The sequence below is a fragment of the Mesorhizobium koreense genome, from assembly GCF_031656215.1.
Lineage (GTDB): Bacteria > Pseudomonadota > Alphaproteobacteria > Rhizobiales > Rhizobiaceae > Mesorhizobium_L > Mesorhizobium_L koreense.
The window spans coordinates 426,417-443,220 of record NZ_CP134228.1; the positions used below are offsets into that span (position 1 = coordinate 426,417).

11 protein-coding genes and 1 tRNA gene are annotated in these 16,804 nt (G+C 59.8%); 6 read left to right on the forward strand and 6 right to left on the reverse strand.

Annotated features, from left to right (window positions below):
- Positions 1-2,841 precede the first annotated feature (2,841 nt).
- Together RBH77_RS01970 and RBH77_RS01975 are read left to right on the forward strand one after the other, a co-directional pair.
- Positions 2,842-3,690, forward strand: coding sequence for a DUF429 domain-containing protein (locus RBH77_RS01970; RefSeq protein WP_311030479.1), 849 nt, complete (start codon positions 2,842-2,844; stop codon positions 3,688-3,690).
- 181 nt (positions 3,691-3,871) lie between these two features.
- Positions 3,872-3,948: transfer RNA gene (locus tag RBH77_RS01975), tRNA-Arg, on the forward strand.
- Between the two features lie 340 nt (positions 3,949-4,288).
- On the opposite strand, the gene RBH77_RS01980 is transcribed toward RBH77_RS01975, so the two are convergent.
- The 3 genes from RBH77_RS01980 to RBH77_RS01990 form a co-directional block, all read right to left on the reverse strand.
- Positions 4,289-5,518, reverse strand: a complete 1,230-nt coding sequence (locus RBH77_RS01980) for a CaiB/BaiF CoA transferase family protein (RefSeq protein ID WP_311030480.1) — start codon at positions 5,516-5,518, stop codon at positions 4,289-4,291.
- Positions 5,515-6,960 (reverse strand): NAD-dependent succinate-semialdehyde dehydrogenase, encoded by a 1,446-nt coding sequence (locus RBH77_RS01985; protein WP_371832826.1) that lies wholly within the window; start codon positions 6,958-6,960, stop codon positions 5,515-5,517. The genes RBH77_RS01980 and RBH77_RS01985 overlap by 4 nt, the downstream gene beginning before the upstream one ends.
- Positions 6,961-7,035: 75 nt before the next feature.
- A complete protein-coding gene (locus RBH77_RS01990) occupies positions 7,036-8,403 on the reverse strand; it encodes an aminotransferase (protein WP_311030481.1) in 1,368 nt (455 codons plus the stop codon).
- Here RBH77_RS01990 and RBH77_RS01995 point away from each other — a divergent pair.
- The 4 genes from RBH77_RS01995 to RBH77_RS02010 all read left to right on the forward strand — a co-directional run bounded on the left by RBH77_RS01995 (position 8,355) and on the right by RBH77_RS02010 (position 12,459).
- Positions 8,355-9,668 carry an ABC transporter substrate-binding protein gene (locus RBH77_RS01995; RefSeq protein ID WP_311030482.1) on the forward strand — a complete coding sequence of 438 codons (1,314 nt, stop codon included), beginning with the start codon at positions 8,355-8,357 and terminating at the stop codon, positions 9,666-9,668. The genes RBH77_RS01990 and RBH77_RS01995 overlap by 49 nt on opposite strands.
- Before the next feature lie 48 nt (positions 9,669-9,716).
- Positions 9,717-10,718 carry an ABC transporter substrate-binding protein gene (locus tag RBH77_RS02000; RefSeq protein WP_311030483.1) on the forward strand — a complete coding sequence of 334 codons (1,002 nt, stop codon included), beginning with the start codon at positions 9,717-9,719 and terminating at the stop codon, positions 10,716-10,718.
- Positions 10,719-10,807: 89 nt separating this feature from the next.
- Positions 10,808-11,635 carry an ABC transporter ATP-binding protein gene (locus RBH77_RS02005; RefSeq protein ID WP_311030484.1) on the forward strand — a complete coding sequence of 276 codons (828 nt, stop codon included), beginning with the start codon at positions 10,808-10,810 and terminating at the stop codon, positions 11,633-11,635.
- Between the two features lie 2 nt (positions 11,636-11,637).
- On the forward strand, positions 11,638-12,459 hold the full coding sequence (locus RBH77_RS02010) for an ABC transporter permease (protein ID WP_311030485.1): 822 nt from the start codon (positions 11,638-11,640) through the stop codon (positions 12,457-12,459).
- A gap of 60 nt (positions 12,460-12,519) precedes the next feature.
- On the opposite strand, the gene RBH77_RS02015 is transcribed toward RBH77_RS02010, so the two are convergent.
- The 3 genes from RBH77_RS02015 to RBH77_RS02025 all read right to left on the reverse strand — a co-directional run bounded on the left by RBH77_RS02015 (position 12,520) and on the right by RBH77_RS02025 (position 16,779).
- The gene (locus tag RBH77_RS02015; RefSeq protein WP_311030486.1) at positions 12,520-13,287 is read right to left on the reverse strand and encodes an IclR family transcriptional regulator; all 768 of its coding nucleotides are present in this window, start codon (positions 13,285-13,287) and stop codon (positions 12,520-12,522) included.
- 420 nt (positions 13,288-13,707) lie between these two features.
- On the reverse strand, positions 13,708-16,053 hold the full coding sequence (locus RBH77_RS02020; RefSeq protein ID WP_311030487.1) for a molybdopterin-dependent oxidoreductase: 2,346 nt from the start codon (positions 16,051-16,053) through the stop codon (positions 13,708-13,710).
- Between the two features lie 42 nt (positions 16,054-16,095).
- Positions 16,096-16,779: a cysteine hydrolase family protein gene (locus RBH77_RS02025; protein ID WP_311030488.1), complete on the reverse strand. Its 684-nt coding sequence runs from the start codon at positions 16,777-16,779 to the stop codon at positions 16,096-16,098.
- Between the last annotated feature and the right edge of the window lie 25 nt (positions 16,780-16,804).

Here is a 16,804-nt window from a genome sequence, read left to right on the forward strand (position 1 = left end):
CGCCGGAAGACTTTGATATCCAGAGTGCCCATCCTTGTGGGAGGATCAATGCAGAGGCTACCGCAAATTGACAGGAGTTTTTCGAGTGTGTCGTATTTGCATTAGGTTAAGGGGCCGAGACAGACACAACTTTCCCTGTTGTTTACATTAAGTTGTCACTTCAAGCGATGAATTTCTTTATTTTGGCTGCATTGAGCGCTTTTGGGAGCGGGCTCGAGATCCGCATCTGAGTGCTCGGGCGCCGAGCCGAGCAGACTTAAGCTCCAGATCTAAATAGCTATCGGTCTGGTCATGCCTAGGACGACGATCATTGACAATCGCAGCGGAAAAATGCTGGATCCTGCGGCGGATTGCTATTTGAACGGTCGGAAACGAGCTCCTCGCCGGCTGCGCATGGTAGGACAGAGGTGACGAAGCAATTGTCTGGCCCCGCTCTTTAAGGGTTGGCCTGCTGCATAATTCGTGAACGGCATGAACCAGCTTCCTGCCACGCCCTACTGTTGGTTTTGGTTCCCACAATCGTTCAAACCTTGCGCCGGTTTGTTATGGTGCATCTGAGCGATTCCCGGGGCGCCTATCCTTTCGCAAATGGCTACCGGGAGCAGCATCTTGTTTGACCTGCTTTGCCTGTGCCTTCCTGGTCGCTTTGTGCCAGCAACGCCAACGAGGACTTCAAGAGCAAGTAGCACTGGATCAGAGGCCGTGGCAGATTCGGATAAGAGGTTTGGCGACCGGATGGCGCGGTCTCTCATGACGTTTCCTTCAGGATTTGCCGCGTTGGTCGCCAAATTATCGATCCGGAAGCTTGGGAACTGGCTTCAATGACTGGGTAAGTTCTTCGTATTGGAGGGGTGAAGCCACTCCCCATAGGTAAGTGTCCCTTCATTTAGTTAGAATCAAAAAATGGAGAAAAAGAGACGTTGGGGAGTGGCTTCACTTCTTCAAACAGAAGCTCCGGCTCGCCAGCGAAGCGCCAAAAGAAGAAAAATTATTGTAGGAGGGAATAGAGGCTACAAAAAAGTGCAGTGCCTTGGGGATTACCTCCGGCTATCCGCGGCTGCGCCGCGTTCGCCTTCGGATTCCGGCGCATTCTTGCGACGGCACACCGAAGATCCGTTCAGACTTAGAAGCTTTCCCACTCGACGGTCCGCCACCTGCCGACTTGTTAGCGATTGGGATTGCCGACAGTGGGACAGAGAGACGGCTTCAGCGCTCGCGGTGTATCTCAGAGGCCCTTTCAAGGGAAAATTCGCCCTGCTTCGCCATGGCGTTCTACGGCAATTTCTGGGTTTAGGACGACCCATCGAACGTTTTGCACGGTCATAAAAATCTACAGAAATCGCACTCTTGTTCCTGCATGCGACGGACTCGTCGCTATAACACACTGCATCGAGCGCCAGTCGGTTCTCGTCATCTCTTGGCGGAGATTCGGGCGACAGCAATGTCGCCCTGCTTGCCAGAGGTCGAAACGCCGCCAAAAGCATCATGAGTGTCCTTATGCCACATAACTTTCAGATAGATCGCTCGAAATCGTTATTCCTCCGGTCCCCAAGAACGCCAAAAGAAGAGCGTCGACTGAAACAGTGGACCGACCGGCTCGCCGTCGCGCACTGCTTCCTTAAGCCAGACGCACTCGCGAATGAGCCCGAACTCATAGCATCCAAGTGGCCTGCATACTGTGAGCTTGACCCAATGGCAGCGAACATAAAATTCGCGACAGCGTATCACACGGCCTTTCAAGCTCAGTTCCGGATAGACGTGGATAAAAATGACGCCGAGGAGGTCCAGGGGCTAAACATCGCCCATATAACGCATCCATCCGATCGCAAGGGCCATCGCAGCGAGCTCACCGCTGTCAATTCTGCTCGACAGTGCGCCGACGCGCTCGGCATGCCCTACAAGCCGTTCATCAAATTCTGCATGCAGTTCGCCAGCGACCGGGGCGTGAAGCACATAGCCCGACCGAACCAGCTTGTTCCGACAACGGTAAGTAAATTTCGGGCGGCCTGGGACAGAGAGCTGAAGGACTACTTGTCCACCTACAAGGTTGGGTTGCCTTCAGGGTATCAGGATGAGCGACGCTATGAGAGTTCAAGCGAGCCGGGGTGCTTTGGGGTTCCAGGGGCTGTGGATCCGAACTCTGTAGTCTGCGCCACCTGCCCCGTCGCCGAGAAATGCGCCAAATTGGCAAGAGCTGTGGTAACGAAAGTCGAGCGAGAGGCAATGAAAGCGAATGCCGTTCTGGCCTACGAAGATAAGCACGCGCTGGTTCTCTTGAAACGCAAAACTCGGAAGACGGACCAGCAGAGATCCCGCCGCGCTACGAGGCGGATGCCCTCGTCGCGCGCAGCCTTCATCGCTCGAATCCAAGCTGCTTGTATGCGCTCTTCCGTTATGTCTCCGTCCAAACCAAGGGCTTCCTTGGCAGTATCTATGTCCACCCGTTCACCTCAATTCGCTCTAATCACCAGGAGATACCGCAAACAGAGAACCGGCTAACGTCTAGGCCATTGCGATCAATGTTGCGGCGGTGCGCTATTTGTTGGATTGCGGAATACACAGAATGGCGCGATCTCTTTCGCGTGCGAGGCAGTGGCTACCGCCATCGTCAGCAAAAAGACGAACGAACTTTGAGCCAGGGCCCTGAACCAGCCTAATACCAGACTAGCCGAATGCCTCGCCGTAATCATGGCCTTTACGGCATGGGCGGCTAAGAATCGACACAGCTGATAGAGATACGAACTCGACATGTCGCCCCCGCGACTAAATTCGAGTAATCAAACACCAAGCCGCCTTGGGCTGCAAGTTTATGCATTCCTGCTAATCTGTCCGGAGGCAGCAATGGGATCGCCGACCGACACGAGAGGCTGGAGCATCATCGGCTTCGACTCTGCCTGGACAGACAAGACCAAAGCTCCCGGTGCGGTGAGCATTATCCACTTCGATGGCGGGTCCACGTCGTTCGTCGAGCCTCAACTTGCCTCTTTCAACCAGGCACTGACCCTTATTCACCGAGAGCGGGATTCCTTCGGTTTTTGTCTTGTCGCACTCGATCAGCCTACGATAGTGGCAAACCTGGTTAGTCTACGTCCTGTCGAGCGTGTCGTGGCTTCGACAATCTCCTGGGCTGGAGGCGGAGTTCAGCCGGCCAACCGCTCTAAGATCGGGATGTTTGACGACAAAGCACCGATCTGGCCCTTCAAGGAGAAGCTTGGTGCAACTGAAGATCCAGAAAGCGCTCGAAGATCAGTCGATGGCCTGTTTCTAATCGAAGTCTTCCCAGCTCTCGCCCTTCTGACGATTGACGATCGCTTCCATGGACGACTGAAAGCACCTCGATATAATCCCGCCAGGAAGAAGACATTCCGGGCGGCGGACTGGCTGGTCGTGCTAGAAAGTGTGGCGGCTTACGCTCGTTCGTTCGGTCTCGATAACGTTGCTGGTTGGTGCGAGGCTCAGCGCCATCATGCGCCTCGCAAAGCCGACCAGGACAAGCTCGATAGCGTCATCTGCGCCCTGGTCGGCTATAACTGGGTTTGGTCGCCACGATCGACCTCCGTCATGATTGGCGACCTCGAAAGCGGCTATATGATTTCTCCAGCCTCTTCTGCTGTCCGTTCTCGGCTTTGCGAGGCCGCCACTCGCTACGGTGTTCCAATCGACCAAGGCACAGCTGCGGCGCTCGCCTAGCGCTCTTCGCAAGAGACTTGGACTATCGCTTCGGCCATGCGGCTGTTCCTTCGGCGCACCCGACAGGATTCGAAGCTGTGATCTCTGCGCTCGGGATACCGCTACAATTCCTCATTGAAGCGGGCAGGTTCATCCGCTAAACAGCGGACACCGGCCCGGCGCTCTAGGCGCCGGCGAGAGCGCATCCGTAGCTCAGCTGGATAGAGTGCTGCCCTCCGAAGGCAGAGGTCACAGGTTCGAATCCTGTCGGGTGCGCCATTCCGGTACAGAACTGGGAACGCCAATTTTAGCCGATTCCACGCTTGATGCGGCGGCCAGCGCCTGCAGCAATCCAGCGCGCGATCCCATGATCCGAACTTCCTTCGGCGACTTCGATGCGCTGTGCGAACGCGCAGGTGATCCCGATGGTAACCGCCGTCTGGCAGACGGATTCGTCCGCCGGCCGTTTCGGCGAAGGTCTCGACCATTTCCGGCGTGATTGATCGATTGTTCGAGCTCGGCTTTTGCACCGCCGCTCTCAGTTTCGCTCGCCACGTCTTTTCGGCGGTCCGAAATCTCTTCGTGCCGCCTCGTTCGAAACGCTCACTCAACCAGCATATCAGGGTTCAAAGCTCGTAGATTGACTATAGCGCTGCAAGATCGCATTTCGATCGGCGTCGAGCGCCGGCGGGCCGCGCCGGACGGGCTGTATGATCCCATTGATCTTAATCGGGCTAACGAAAGTGGACGTCTCCATGCCGCCCGGCATCTCCATCTGCTGCACCCAACCCTGCATTTCGACATGGGGATCCGACAGGATCTGGGAATAAGAGTTGATGGGCGCGCAAGGTACGCCCACCGCCTCGAACATGGCGAGCAGATCAACAGTGCTGTGCTGTATAAAGAAGGGGGCCAGCATCTCGGCGAGCCGCGCCTGGTTTAGGGCTCGGTCTCTGGTGGTTGCGAAACGTGGATCATCGACCAGATTTGGCATGCCGACCGTATCGCAGACTGCATGCCAGAGTCGATTATTGCCTGCCGCAATCACGAAATGGCCGTCGTTGGAGCGATAGGCCTGATAAGGCGCGTTGCGCGGATGGGCGGAACCGAGCGCCTTGGGATCCGCACCGGTACCGAAATACTCGCTTGTCTGAAGCGCGGCGATACTGAGGCTGGTGCCCAGCATCGGCACGTCGATGTGGCCCCCTGCACCACCAGCCCGTACGCGCGCGAGCATGCTGGCGATGGCGAAGGCCGCATAGAGGCCGGCCGAGAAGTCTGAAACCGGCACGCCGCATTTCACCGGGCCGCCGCCGGGCTCGCCGGTGACGCTCATGATACCCGACATCGCCTGGATTGTGAGATCGAAACCGCCCTGCTGGGCACGCGGCCCCTCCTGGCCGAAGGCAGAGATGGAGCAGTAGACGAGCTGCGGTTGGTCGCCTACGAAGCTTTCGTAATCGAGCCCCAGCCGGCGCATGACACCCGGGCGATTGTTCTCGATCACCACATCTGCGGACCGCACGAGGTGACGGGCGAGATCGCGGCTCGCCGAGTCCTTCAGGTTGAGCGCAATGGACGACTTGTTACGATTCAGTGAGGCGAAGTTCTCGCTGAAACCTCCCCGGAGAGGCGGCCATTGACGCAGCGCGTCGCCCTCGGGCGACTCGATCTTGATGACCTCGGCGCCCATGTCGCCGAGCAGCATGCCGCAGAACGGGCCGGCCGCCACGCTGCAGAATTCGATGACCGTCACCCCGGTGAGGGGCAATGGGTCTCTAACGGATTGGGCAGACTGCTCGGAACCGCGAGCCTGGCTGCCGCGCGGCAGGTTCGAAATGTCGTTCATTGATACGGTCGCAGCGTAACGAACTTGGTGATCAGGTATGCTTCAAGCCCTTCGCTTCCACCTTCGCGGCCATAGCCGCTGTCCTTGACACCGCCGAATGGTGTTTCCGCTGTAGCCAGGCCGAAATGATTGATAGTGACCATGCCGGCCTCGAGTTTCGCGCCGGCCCGGGCTGCACGGCCGGCATCCTTCGTCCAGGCATAAGCTGCAAGACCATAGGATGTCGCGTTCGCGCGCCGCCAGGCTTCCTCCTCATCGGAGAAGCGGTTGACGAGCGCGATCGGTCCGAACGGCTCCTCCTGCATTACGCGAGCTTCGTCCGGCACATTGGAGAGAACCGTCGGCGCGAAGTAATTGCCGCGGTTGCCCATCCGTGCGCCGCCGCAGTGCAGCTTCGCGCCTGCAGCGACGGCTTCCTGGACCAGGTTCTCCAGGAAATCGAGTCGTCGGCTCGTGGCCAGCGGCCCCATCTGGGTCGTCGGGTCAGAGCCGGGACCGACCTTGAGGCCTTTGGCGTAGGATACGAACGTATCGAGGAAAGCGTCGTGCGCGGCACCCTGTACGAAGAAGCGGGTCGGCGAGATGCAGACCTGGCTGGCGTTGCGGTACTTGAACGTGGCGAATGCGGAGGCGGCCTTCACCGGATCGACGTCGTCGAAGATCACCGCGGGGCCATGGCCGCCGAGTTCCATCGTGCAGGGTTTCATATGCTGCGCCGCCATGGCCGCGAGATGCTTGCCGACCGGCACGGAGCCCGTGAAGGAGACCTTGCGGATCACGGGGGAAGGAATGAGGTGCGAGGAAATCTCCGGCGGACGTCCGAATACGAGGCTCAGTGCACCGACGGCGACGCCGGCATCTACAAAGCAGCGAACAGTTTCACAGACGGCGCTCGGCGTATCCTCGGGGCCCTTAATAATGATGCTGCATCCCGCTGCGAGCGACCCGGCGATCTTGCGCACTGCCTGAGAGACCGGGAAGTTCCAGGGCGAGAAGGCTGCCACCGGACCGACGGGCTCGACATGGGCTACCTGGAACGTGTCGGGCTGGCGGGCGGGAATAATACGGCCATAGGCGCGGCGGCCTTCCTCGGCGAACCATTCCGTGATGTCGGCGCCGTTGGAGACCTCGGTCTCGGATTCGCGCAACGGCTTGCCCTGTTCGCGGGTGATGGCGGCCGCAATGATATCGCGTCGTTCGCGCAGCAGCTGGGCGGCCTTGCGCAGTATGTTGCTGCGAGCCATTGCCGGCTGGGCACGCCAGGTCTCGAAGCCGGCGGCCGCAAGCTCCAGCGCCCGGTCCAAATCGGCAATGCTTGCAACGGGAAGCTGCGCGATCGTCTCGTTGGTGGCGGGATTCTCCACAGGCAGCATGTCGCGGTTGCCCGGCTCAAGCCAGCCGCCAATGTAAAGTGTCGGTTGATCAGTCACTCTCTGGTCCATCTCATTATGCCTATCGGCCCTCCGCGTGTGCTGCTCCGCCGACGAGTGCACCGGCAGGCGGCTCTTCCGCACTCTTCAAAGGGTGGCGGCTATCTCCAGAATGCTGGCCTCAAGGGTGTCGAAGATAATGTCGATCTCGTCTTTCACGATGATGAGCGGCGGGCAGATCGCTATCGCCTCGCGGATGGATCGCACCAGCACGCCCCGGTCCTGCGCCGCTTTGGCGATCTGCGGCTGAATTCCACGGGCCGGGTCGAACGCTTTCTTCGTCGCCTTGTCTTCGACAATCTCCACGGCGCCGATCAGGCCAACGCCGCGTGTCTCGCCGACCAGGGGTAGTTCGTTGAGGGCTTTCAGCCGCGCCTGGAAATGCGGACCGACCTCGCGGACATGGCCGATGATGTCGCGCTCCTCGTAGATCTTCAGCGTTTCGACCGCTACGGCAGCGCAGGCGGGATGACCGCTGTAGGTGACGCCATGGGCGAAAACCCCGGTCTTCTCGCTCTGTGCGCTCATCGCCTGCCAGATTTTCTCCGAAATGATCGTGGCGGAGATCGGCAGATAGGAGGCCGACAGCGCCTTGGCGCAGGTCAAAATGTCGGGTTTCAGGTCAAAGGTCTCGGAGCCGAACATCGAGCCCGTCCGCCCGAAGCCGGTGATCACTTCGTCGACGATGAAGAGGATATCGTGCTTGCGCAGCACCTCCTGCACCTTGGCGAAGTAATCCTTGGGCGGGACGATGACACCGCCCGAGCCGTTGACGGGCTCGGCGATGAAGGCGGCGATCGTCTCGGGGCCTTCCTTCTCGATCAGGGACTCGAGATTGCCCACGATGCGGTCGACGAACTGTTCTTCGGTCTCGTGGGGCTGTCCGAAATGGTAGAAGCTGGGCGTGTCGGTATGAAGGATGCCCTTGATGGGCAGGTCGAACAGCGCATGATTGGCGGGCAAGCCGGTCATGCTGCCGGCTCCGACAGTCACTCCGTGATAGCCGCGCCAGCGGGAGATGATCTTTTTCTTCTCCGGCTTGCCGATAGCATTGTGGTAATACCACACCAGCTTCATGGCCTGGTCATTCGCCTCGGAACCCGAATTTGCGAATAGCACCTTGGACAGGCCCTTCGGCGCGATGGCAAGCAGGCGCTCCGCAAGCTCGATCGCCGGCTCGGTCGAGCGGTGATTGAAGAGATGGTAGAATGGCAGGGTGCTCAGCTGGTGGTGCGCGGCATCCGCCAACCGCTTTTCGCTGAAGCCAAGCGAGGCCGACCATAGCCCGGCCATGCCCTCGAGGTAGCGGCGGCCCTGGTCGTCGATGACATAGATCCCATCGCCGCCGACCATCGTGAGCGGGCCCGTGCGGGCATGCTGGGCCAGGTTCGTGTAGGGATGGACGAGTGTCGCGACGTCCCGCTCGCTATTTGAATTCCGGAAGTGCTGGTTCATCTCACTCTTCCTATCACCTTGGCAATGATGTCGATCTTTGTATCAAATACTGGTACAATGTCTCATTCTTTGTAACAATGCCTGCGGCGGAACCCGTCTGTCAAGAGGGTGCTTGGGAAATCGGCCGGGGTCGCACGATCGGTGCGAAGCAAGGCGTTCGCTTTACGCCGGCACTGCAGAACACCCTTGACAACTCCGAAAAACAGAATTTACGATATCAAATGATGGGAAGTAATCCCAAATGTTGGAATGGGAGTTCGTCAATGTCGCACTATCCGTTCGCGGGTGCGCCGGTAAGCCGGCGACAATTGCTAAAGGCAGGGGCGGTGGCGGGAGCCGCTCTGGCAATCCCACATGTCGCGCGCGCTGAAAGCGGGAAGGTAACAGCCGCAATCGGCGTGGACCTTTATTACGCCACCTATGTGATGGCCGATTACAAGGGGTTGTTTAAGAAGCGCGGGCTCGATTTCAGCTATGTGAATTTTGACAACGGCGCCACCGCGCTCGACGCAGTAATGACCGGCAGCGCCGACATCAATTCCTCGACGCTCCTTTCAATGCTGCCTCGCTACGAGAAGACGAAGAGCATGTACGCGACCTCGTCGATCGCTGCTGCCGGCAAGCTCTATTCGGTCGTGACGAAGACCGGCACCAAAACCGTTCAGGACCTGGTTGGCAAGAAACTCGGCTTGCCGGTGGACGGCATTGCCGCCTATCTGTTCCGCCAGTTTGCCACCAGCAACAACCTTCCGCAGGACAAGATCGAACTGGTGAACATCACCCCACCGGAAAGCGTGGCCGCGCTGGCGCGCGGCGACGTGGACGGAGTCTTGCTGTGGGAGCCATGGCCGAGCAAGGTGCTCACTTTGGTGCCAGACACGCACCGCCTGCGAAATCTGGCCGACGACGGCATCTACGTCACGAACTGGCTCTATATGGGGCAGGCGCTGGCAGGCGACAAATCGCGGGCCGGTGCGACCCTCGATGCCCTGGTCGAGGCTTCCGAATTCATGAAGGCAAATGCCGACGAGACCATCTCAGTGGCCGCCGAGCGCTTCAAGCTCAAGCCGGACGGCGCGCGATTTCAGTACGAGAATCTCGACTTCACGATGGCCTTTGACAAAGACAAGTTCGTCAAGGACTTCGATCCGCTGTCGAAATTCGCACTTGAGAAGGGACGCATCAAGGCGGTCCCACCGGTCGAGGATGTGGTCAAGCCCGAGTTCATGGCCGGGGTACATGCCGATCGCGCGAAGGGCTGGTAGGCCCCCCACGACTAGCGACATTCTAAATCCGGATTGGAGATTGAGTAGATGACGAAAGGCCAGAAATTCGACATATGCATGAACAGGCGTCGCCTGCTGCAGGCCGGCGCGGTAATGGGTGCCGCCGGACTATTTCCGCCTGTGGCATTTGCGGACGGGCAGAAGGTTGCAGCGGCCATAGGCGTCGACATGTGGTACATCAACTACATCGTCGCCGAGGAAAAGGGCTTCTGGAAGAAGAACGGCCTCGAAGTGTCGATCGCGCATTTCGACAACGGTGCTGTCGCGCTGGACGCAATTGTCACCGGCAACGGCGACATCGGCTCGGCCACCAATATGTCGATGATGCAGCGCGTATCCCGCGGTGCAAAGATGTACAGCGTCTCCTCGATGGCAGCCAGCGGCAAGCTCTATTCCATCATATCCGGCAAGGAACTGACCAAGCCGCAGGACCTGATCGGCAAGAAGCTTGGGCTTGCCAAGGATGGGATTCTCGAATTCCTCTACATGCAGTTCGCGAACAACAACGGGATAGGGCTCGACCAGATCGAACTTGTCAACATCTCGCCGCCGGAGGCGGTCGCCGCGCTGACGCGCAAGGATGTCGACGCGGTCATGTTCTGGGAACCCTGGCCGACCAAGGTGCTTGAGCTGGTGCCCGACACACATACGCTACGCCAGCTTTCAGACGACAACATCTTCGTTACCAACTGGTTGTTCATGGGCGAGGCGCTGATGGCCGACAAGCCGCGCGCCGAGGCCACGATGCATACCCTCATCGAGAGCTCGGAGTGGATCATGGCCAACAAGGACGAGGTGATCGAGATCGGGGCGCGTCGCCTGAAGACCGATCCGGCCAATGCGCGCTTCCAGTACGAGAAGCTCGAGTACAAGATGGAGTTCCCGAAGGAGCGCTACGAGAAGGACTTCAAGGCACAGGCCGATTTCAACCTCTCGAAAGGACTGTTGAAGACGGTGCCGGCGCTTGCCGACGTAGCACGTCCGGAGATCATGCAGGCAGTCGCGCCTGAGCGCGCGGCCGGCTGGTAAAACAAGGCCAAGGCGGTGCCGCTCGCGCCGCTTCTTTCCAACGCCTCGACAGGAAGCCGATGTCGATATCAACAACCTACGGAAACATAATGCCCATCGGGCACACCGAGGCAGCCGTTACCGCGGCTCGCCCACGGCATGCACCTTCCACCAGGATAGCGCTCGACGTGCAGAATGTCGGGCTGCGCTATCAGACGGCCAAGCGCAAGGATGGACCGTTGGTCCTGTCGGGTGCGTCGCTGGAGATCAGGCATGGCGAGTTCTTCTGCCTTCTCGGCCCCAGCGGTTGCGGCAAGACTTCGATGCTGACCCTGATGGCGGGCTTCCTGAAGCCGACGGAGGGGCGGCTTACACTCGACGGCAAGGTCATCGACAAGCCGGAGGCGGATCGCGGCGTGGTTTTCCAGGGTGAGGACGCGCTGTTTCCCTGGCTGACCGCGCTCGACAACGTCGCGTTCGGCCTAAAGATGCGAGGCATGGGCAAGGCCGAGCGATACGCCAAGGCGGAGCAGTTCCTCGAACTGGTCGGCTTGCGCGGACAGGGCCAAAAATATCCTACCGAGATGTCGGGCGGCATGAAGCAGCGGGTGCAGATCGCCCGGGTGCTGGTCAACGATCCGAAGATTCTGCTTATGGACGAACCGTTCGGTGCCGTGGACGCGCAGACGCGCTCGCGGCTGCAGGACGAACTCGTCGAGATATGGCAGAAGACGGGCAAAACCATCGTCTTCATCACGCACGACATCAGCGAGTCCGTCTTATTGGCCGACCGCGTCGGCGTGATGAGCAAGGGACCGGGCTCCCATATCGCCAGCATCGTCGGGATCGACATGCCGCGGCCGCGTTATCGCGGCAGCCCAGCCTTCGGCGTTATGTGGGAACAGATCAATAATCTGATCGAAAGTCAGGAGGGGTAGCCATGACGCAGCTCTACGAGCGGTCAGCGCAGGCGACGAGAGGTCCTTCTTTCCTGGCCCGCTTCATGGAGGCGGCGCATATGCCGCTCATCTATTTCGGCTCGATCCTCGCCGCGCTGGTCGTCTGGCAGTATGTCGCGACAAATTATTTCAACCCGGCATTCTTCCCGAGCCCTTCTATCGTTCTAACGACCGCCTGGGAGATGGTTCTCAGCGGCGAGATATTCGTGCATTCGGCGATAAGCCTGCAGCGTATCATGCTCGGCTTCTTCATAGGGAGCGCGGTCGCCATTCCGCTTGGCCTGCTCATGGGCTCGAGCCGTTACATCCGCGCCGCCTTCGAGCCGTATACAGAGTTCTTCCGATATGTGCCGGCCATCGCCTGGCTCACCCCTGTGGTACTCTGGTTCGGTATTGGCGAGATCTCGAAGGTGCTGATCATCGTCTACACCACGGTCTTCATCGTCGCGATCAACACGATCGTGGGCGTCGGAAATATCGCGCCCAACAAGTTCCGAGCGGCGGCATCGCTTGGCGCGACGCCGCTGAAGATGTTCCTGTACGTGACATGGCCGGCAACGCTTCCCTTTATACTGACGGGCATGCGGCTCGCGATGGGCAACTCCTTTGCCACGGTGGTGTCGGCCGAGATGGTGGCATCCGATAAGGGGCTCGGCTTCCTGATCTTCAATTCACGCCTTTGGATGGCGACAGACAAGATCTTCGTCGCTATCGTCTGCCTCGGTGCGCTCGGCATGGCTGCCGATCGCATCTTCCGCATGCTGATCCGCCGTTTTGCGCATCAGTACGGTTCGGCCGAGTAGGCGTGGGTCGGCCAGGAAGCCGGCGGTGCCGCTGTGAACCTTTCCTGGAACCGCCGGAAATCAGGTCGAACGGACGAGAAGGTTCTTGCGATAGCCGAGCCGTGACGAGATATCTTCCGCAGCCGCCATCACGGGGCCGACATAGTTATCGATGTTGCGCTCCTTGATGCGGAAACTCGGACCGGAAATGCCTACCGCGCCGGCTACTTCGCCGCGCGCGTCCCGTATGAGGGCGGCCACGCCCCAAACGCCTTCGCGCCACTCGCCCAGGTTCAGCGCGAAACCTTGCTTTCGGATTTGCTCCATTTCCGCCAGGAAACGAGCCGGATCGGTGATCGTGTGCTCCGAATAGGGTTTCAGCCTGGTTGCGAGGTCGTTGAGGAAAGCGTTTGAGCGGCAGGAGAGCAGGGCCTTGCCGGTTGCGACACAGTGCGCGGGCGCGCGACCGCCGACATGCGAATAGGCCTGAATCGGCTCGGAGCTGTCGACTTTGTCGATATAGATGACCTCGTCGCCGTCGAGCACCGAAAGATGGACCGTTTCGCGGGTCGTCTCGCTGAGCCCCTTGAGCCAGGGCGATGCCTGAACGCGAAGATCCATCTTCGAAACAACGCTCAGGCCGAGTTCCCAAAGCTTCAAGGTCAACTTGTAACGGCGTGTCGTCTCGTCCCGGGTGAGGTAGCCGGCGGCTTCCAGCGTCTTGAGGATCCGATGCACGTTGCTCTTGGTGAGCGGCAGTTCTTCCGCCAACTCGGTCACGCCGCGCGGCTCTTCAGACATGGCCACCCGCTCAAGAACGGAAAGACCCTTGAGCAAAGTAGAATCCATCAGTGTCCTCCCCTCACTATATGCATCAGGATGGGATCGGCGGCGTGCCGTCCAAAGCAAGTTCCGACTGATTGAATCGTTCCAGAGACGCTTCGGGTCAAGGCCGAAGGATTTGGCTTGAATTCACCCGGGCAGATTTTGCCGTACCATCGATACGATCTTCGGCGTTTCCCTGACGGAGCGCCTCGCGATCGAGGAAATAGAATCGATTTAATCTGATCGGACATTGCTCTAAGGTATCGGATGGACAAATGAAATGTTCCGTTGGTGGGTTTGAGGTCTCGCTTGCGAGCGGAGACCGCTCATGCGTTCGGGCCAGCAGGCCGACGATAGCCCATCGGCCCGCGCCCCCGATCCGAGGCGATCCCTTCGCCACATATGAAATAGAATCTACTCATCCACCTATCCGATCCTGCTTCGTTAGCCAGAAGGACTGCGTCTCGTCGGCTCCCGTCTTTCCGATATTGGAGGGGGATCGAATGCGCGCATGATCGGCGGCTCGCCGTCGAAGCGCTCTATCTGGACGAGCAGGCTTTGGGCAATCGGACCCTGGGCGAGGCGGGACGTGCCGGCATCGCGGGTGAGGACGTTGACATTCCCGTGGCGATCCATGCCGCGCTCCGGCCCCTCCGTCTCCGGATCGTACCAGGCTCCGGTGGCGAGTTGCGCAACCGAAGGCCGGATGCGGTCGGTAACCACAGCGCCTGCAAGGCAGGAGCCGCGCACGTTGAAGACGCGTACCAGGTCACCGTCTGCAATACCCCTCGTTGCCGCATCGACCGGATTGATCCAGATGGGTTCCCGACCGGACACCTTGGCCGCTTTGCTGACGCTGGCGTGATCATATTGGCTGTGCAGGCGTGTCTGGGGCTGATTCGAGATCAAGTGGATCGGCCATTCGGCCGCTTTGGAAGAGCCCAACCATTCCGCCGGCTCGTACCATTTGGCGTGCCCGGCACAGTCCGGATAGCCGAAGCCGGCGATCCTTTCCGAGTAGAGTTCGAAGCGGCCAGAGGGTGTCGGGAGGGGGTTGGCGGCCGGGTCGCTGCGGAAGCCTTTCCATAACACGGGCTCCTCGGCCGGGCGCGGCAATTCGAAGATGCCCTCGCGCCAAAACGTCTCGAAATCAGGAAAGTCGATACCCTGCTCGGCGCCCGTTGTCCGACACCCGTCATAGAGATGACGCAACCAGCCCATTTCGTCACGATCGCCACGGAACTGGCTGCGCAGTTGAAGCCTTTCGGCGATTCCGGAGAAGATTTCGAAGTCACTTTGCGATTGGCCTACCGGCTCGATGAGCTGCCGCATCGCGACGATATGGTTCTCGCCACGCGCGCAGCCGATATCATTGCGCTCGAACGGGCTTGCAACGGGCAGGACGATGTCGGCATGGCGTGCGGTCGCGGTCCACCACATCTCATGGACTATGACGGCATCCGGCTTCTGCCATGCATCGGCAAGGCGGGAGAGGTCCTGGTGATGGTGGAACGGGTTACCGCCCGCCCAGTAGATCAACTTGATGTCGGGAAAGCAGACCCGCGTACCGTCGTAGTCGACCTCACCGCCGGGATCGAGCAGCATGTCGGTGATGCGGGCGACCGGGATGCGTTGGCGAACGGGATTGTCGAATTGAGGCAGTGAACTCCAGGTAAACGGGCGAGCGCCCGCGCCCACCCGATTGGTCGCGCCATAGCCGAAGCCGATGCCACCGCCGGGAAGGCCGATCTGGCCAAGCACGGCGGCCAGAGTCATTGCCGCCCAATAGGGCTGCTCGCCATGGTCGGCGCGTTGCAATGACCAGGCAACGCTGATCATCGTGCGCCTCCCTGCCATCTCCCTTGCAAGTGCCCGAATGGCGTCAGCAGGGATCTCGGTGAGCGGCGCGGCCCATTCGGGCGTCTTCGGCTGGCCGTCCGCGGTCCCGAGGAGATATTCCCGTACCTTATCGAAGCCCACGCAGTGCGTGGCAAGAAAATCGCGTGCGTGCAGGCCTTCGGTCACGATGGTGAATGCCAGCGCCAACATCATCGCCGTGTCCGAATTCGGACGTATCCAGAGTTGCCGGGCGTCCAGGAAATCCGCAGCATCGCTTGCGATCGGACCAATGTTCACGAATTCGACCCCCGCCTCGCGGCAGAGCTTCAGCCCGGCGCGGGTATGATGCGCGCCCACGCCACCGGCCGACACCTGCGAATTCTTGAGCGGGATTCCGCCGAACAGAACGAAGAGTTCCGTGTTCTGCGCGATGACAGGCCAAGAGGTGTGGCCGTATTCCAGGCCGGACGTATCTCCATTGACGTGCGGCAGGATAACCTCTGCCGCAGCGTAGCTGTAGGTATTGACCGCGCCGGTGTAGCCGCCGAGTACATTGAGGAAACGATGGAGTTGGCTCTGGGCATGGTGGAACCGGCCGGCACTTGCCCAGCCGTACGAGCCACCGAAAATGGAGGCATTGCCATGCTGGTCCCGAACGCGGGTGAGTTCCGCCGCTACCAGGTCGCTTGCCTCATTCCATGAGACCGGCACGAACGCATCCTCGCCGCGACGGCGATACGACGTGCCGTGGCCCGCAAAGAAGCCCTCCCGAATCATGGGGGTTCGGATGCGCGTCGGCGATTCCAGCACCGCGGGATCGAAAGCGCCGATCCGTGAGGGATCGGCATCGATCTCTATCGGGCTGAGGCGTCGGAGGCGGCCGTCGGCCACCTCGGCCTCGTAGGAACCCCAATGCGTCATCGCGAGCGCACGCGCGGCCCGTTTTGTCATGCAGTTGTGCCTTGTCGTGGTGGCCCGATCGAATCCGGTGTTTCAGCCGCCCATCAGCGAGACGGCCTTGTTCGTGGAGATGACAGGGCCGAGATACCAGCGGTGCATGTCAACAGCGGCCCTGTGCAGGTCGGCATTGTGCGTGTTGCAGGCGTCGGAAACCAGAATGGTTCCATACCCCTTGTCGTATCCGGTGCGCGCTGTGCTCGCCACACAGAAATCCGTAAGATAGCCGCAAAGGACCAAGTTCTTGACCCCCATCTGTCGCAGGTATTTTTCGAGCATGGTGCCCTCGAAGCAGCCGGAAGCGTGCTTGTCGATGATGAAGTCCTCGTCCTCCATCAGCTCTTTCAGTTCGTCGACGATGTCGATGTCCCACGAACCGTCTGCGAAGATGTTCGGGATGCGTGACCGCAGCATCTTGAGCCGCGCGGACACCAGCGAATTCGGGAACACGTCCTTGCCGTTGGCAAGCCGCACGTAGCGGAACCAGAAAACCGGAACCCTACGGGCGCGGGCGCCACGGACGAGCGCGCCGATGGCTTCTATGGTACGTGGCGCATCCTGCCACATACCATAGTAATCCATGTTGCCTTCCTTCTTGAGGATGTCGTTCTGCGGGTCGATGACGAGCAGGGCCGACTCCTCAGGCTTGTAGAGGTCCTCCCAGTCGACCATGTCCCACATCGGGGTCTTTCCGAAAACCGCAGTCTGCTTTTCAGTCATCGCCATATCCCATTATTTGAAACGA

Excerpts from the sequence above, each read along its gene's own strand:
- RBH77_RS01970 (WP_311030479.1), top strand. The coding sequence starts at position 2,842 with ATGGGATCGCCGACCGACACGAGAGGCTGGAGCATCATCGGCTTCGAC.
- RBH77_RS02025 (WP_311030488.1), bottom strand. The coding sequence starts at position 16,779 with ATGACTGAAAAGCAGACTGCGGTTTTCGGAAAGACCCCGATGTGGGAC.
- RBH77_RS02010 (WP_311030485.1), top strand. The coding sequence starts at position 11,638 with ATGACGCAGCTCTACGAGCGGTCAGCGCAGGCGACGAGAGGTCCTTCT.
- RBH77_RS02020 (WP_311030487.1), bottom strand. The coding sequence starts at position 16,053 with ATGACAAAACGGGCCGCGCGTGCGCTCGCGATGACGCATTGGGGTTCC.
- RBH77_RS01985 (WP_371832826.1), bottom strand. The coding sequence starts at position 6,960 with ATGGACCAGAGAGTGACTGATCAACCGACACTTTACATTGGCGGCTGG.
- RBH77_RS01980 (WP_311030480.1), bottom strand. The coding sequence starts at position 5,518 with ATGAACGACATTTCGAACCTGCCGCGCGGCAGCCAGGCTCGCGGTTCC.
- RBH77_RS02015 (WP_311030486.1), bottom strand. The coding sequence starts at position 13,287 with ATGGATTCTACTTTGCTCAAGGGTCTTTCCGTTCTTGAGCGGGTGGCC.
- RBH77_RS02000 (WP_311030483.1), top strand. The coding sequence starts at position 9,717 with ATGACGAAAGGCCAGAAATTCGACATATGCATGAACAGGCGTCGCCTG.
- RBH77_RS02005 (WP_311030484.1), top strand. The coding sequence starts at position 10,808 with ATGCCCATCGGGCACACCGAGGCAGCCGTTACCGCGGCTCGCCCACGG.
- RBH77_RS01990 (WP_311030481.1), bottom strand. The coding sequence starts at position 8,403 with ATGAACCAGCACTTCCGGAATTCAAATAGCGAGCGGGACGTCGCGACA.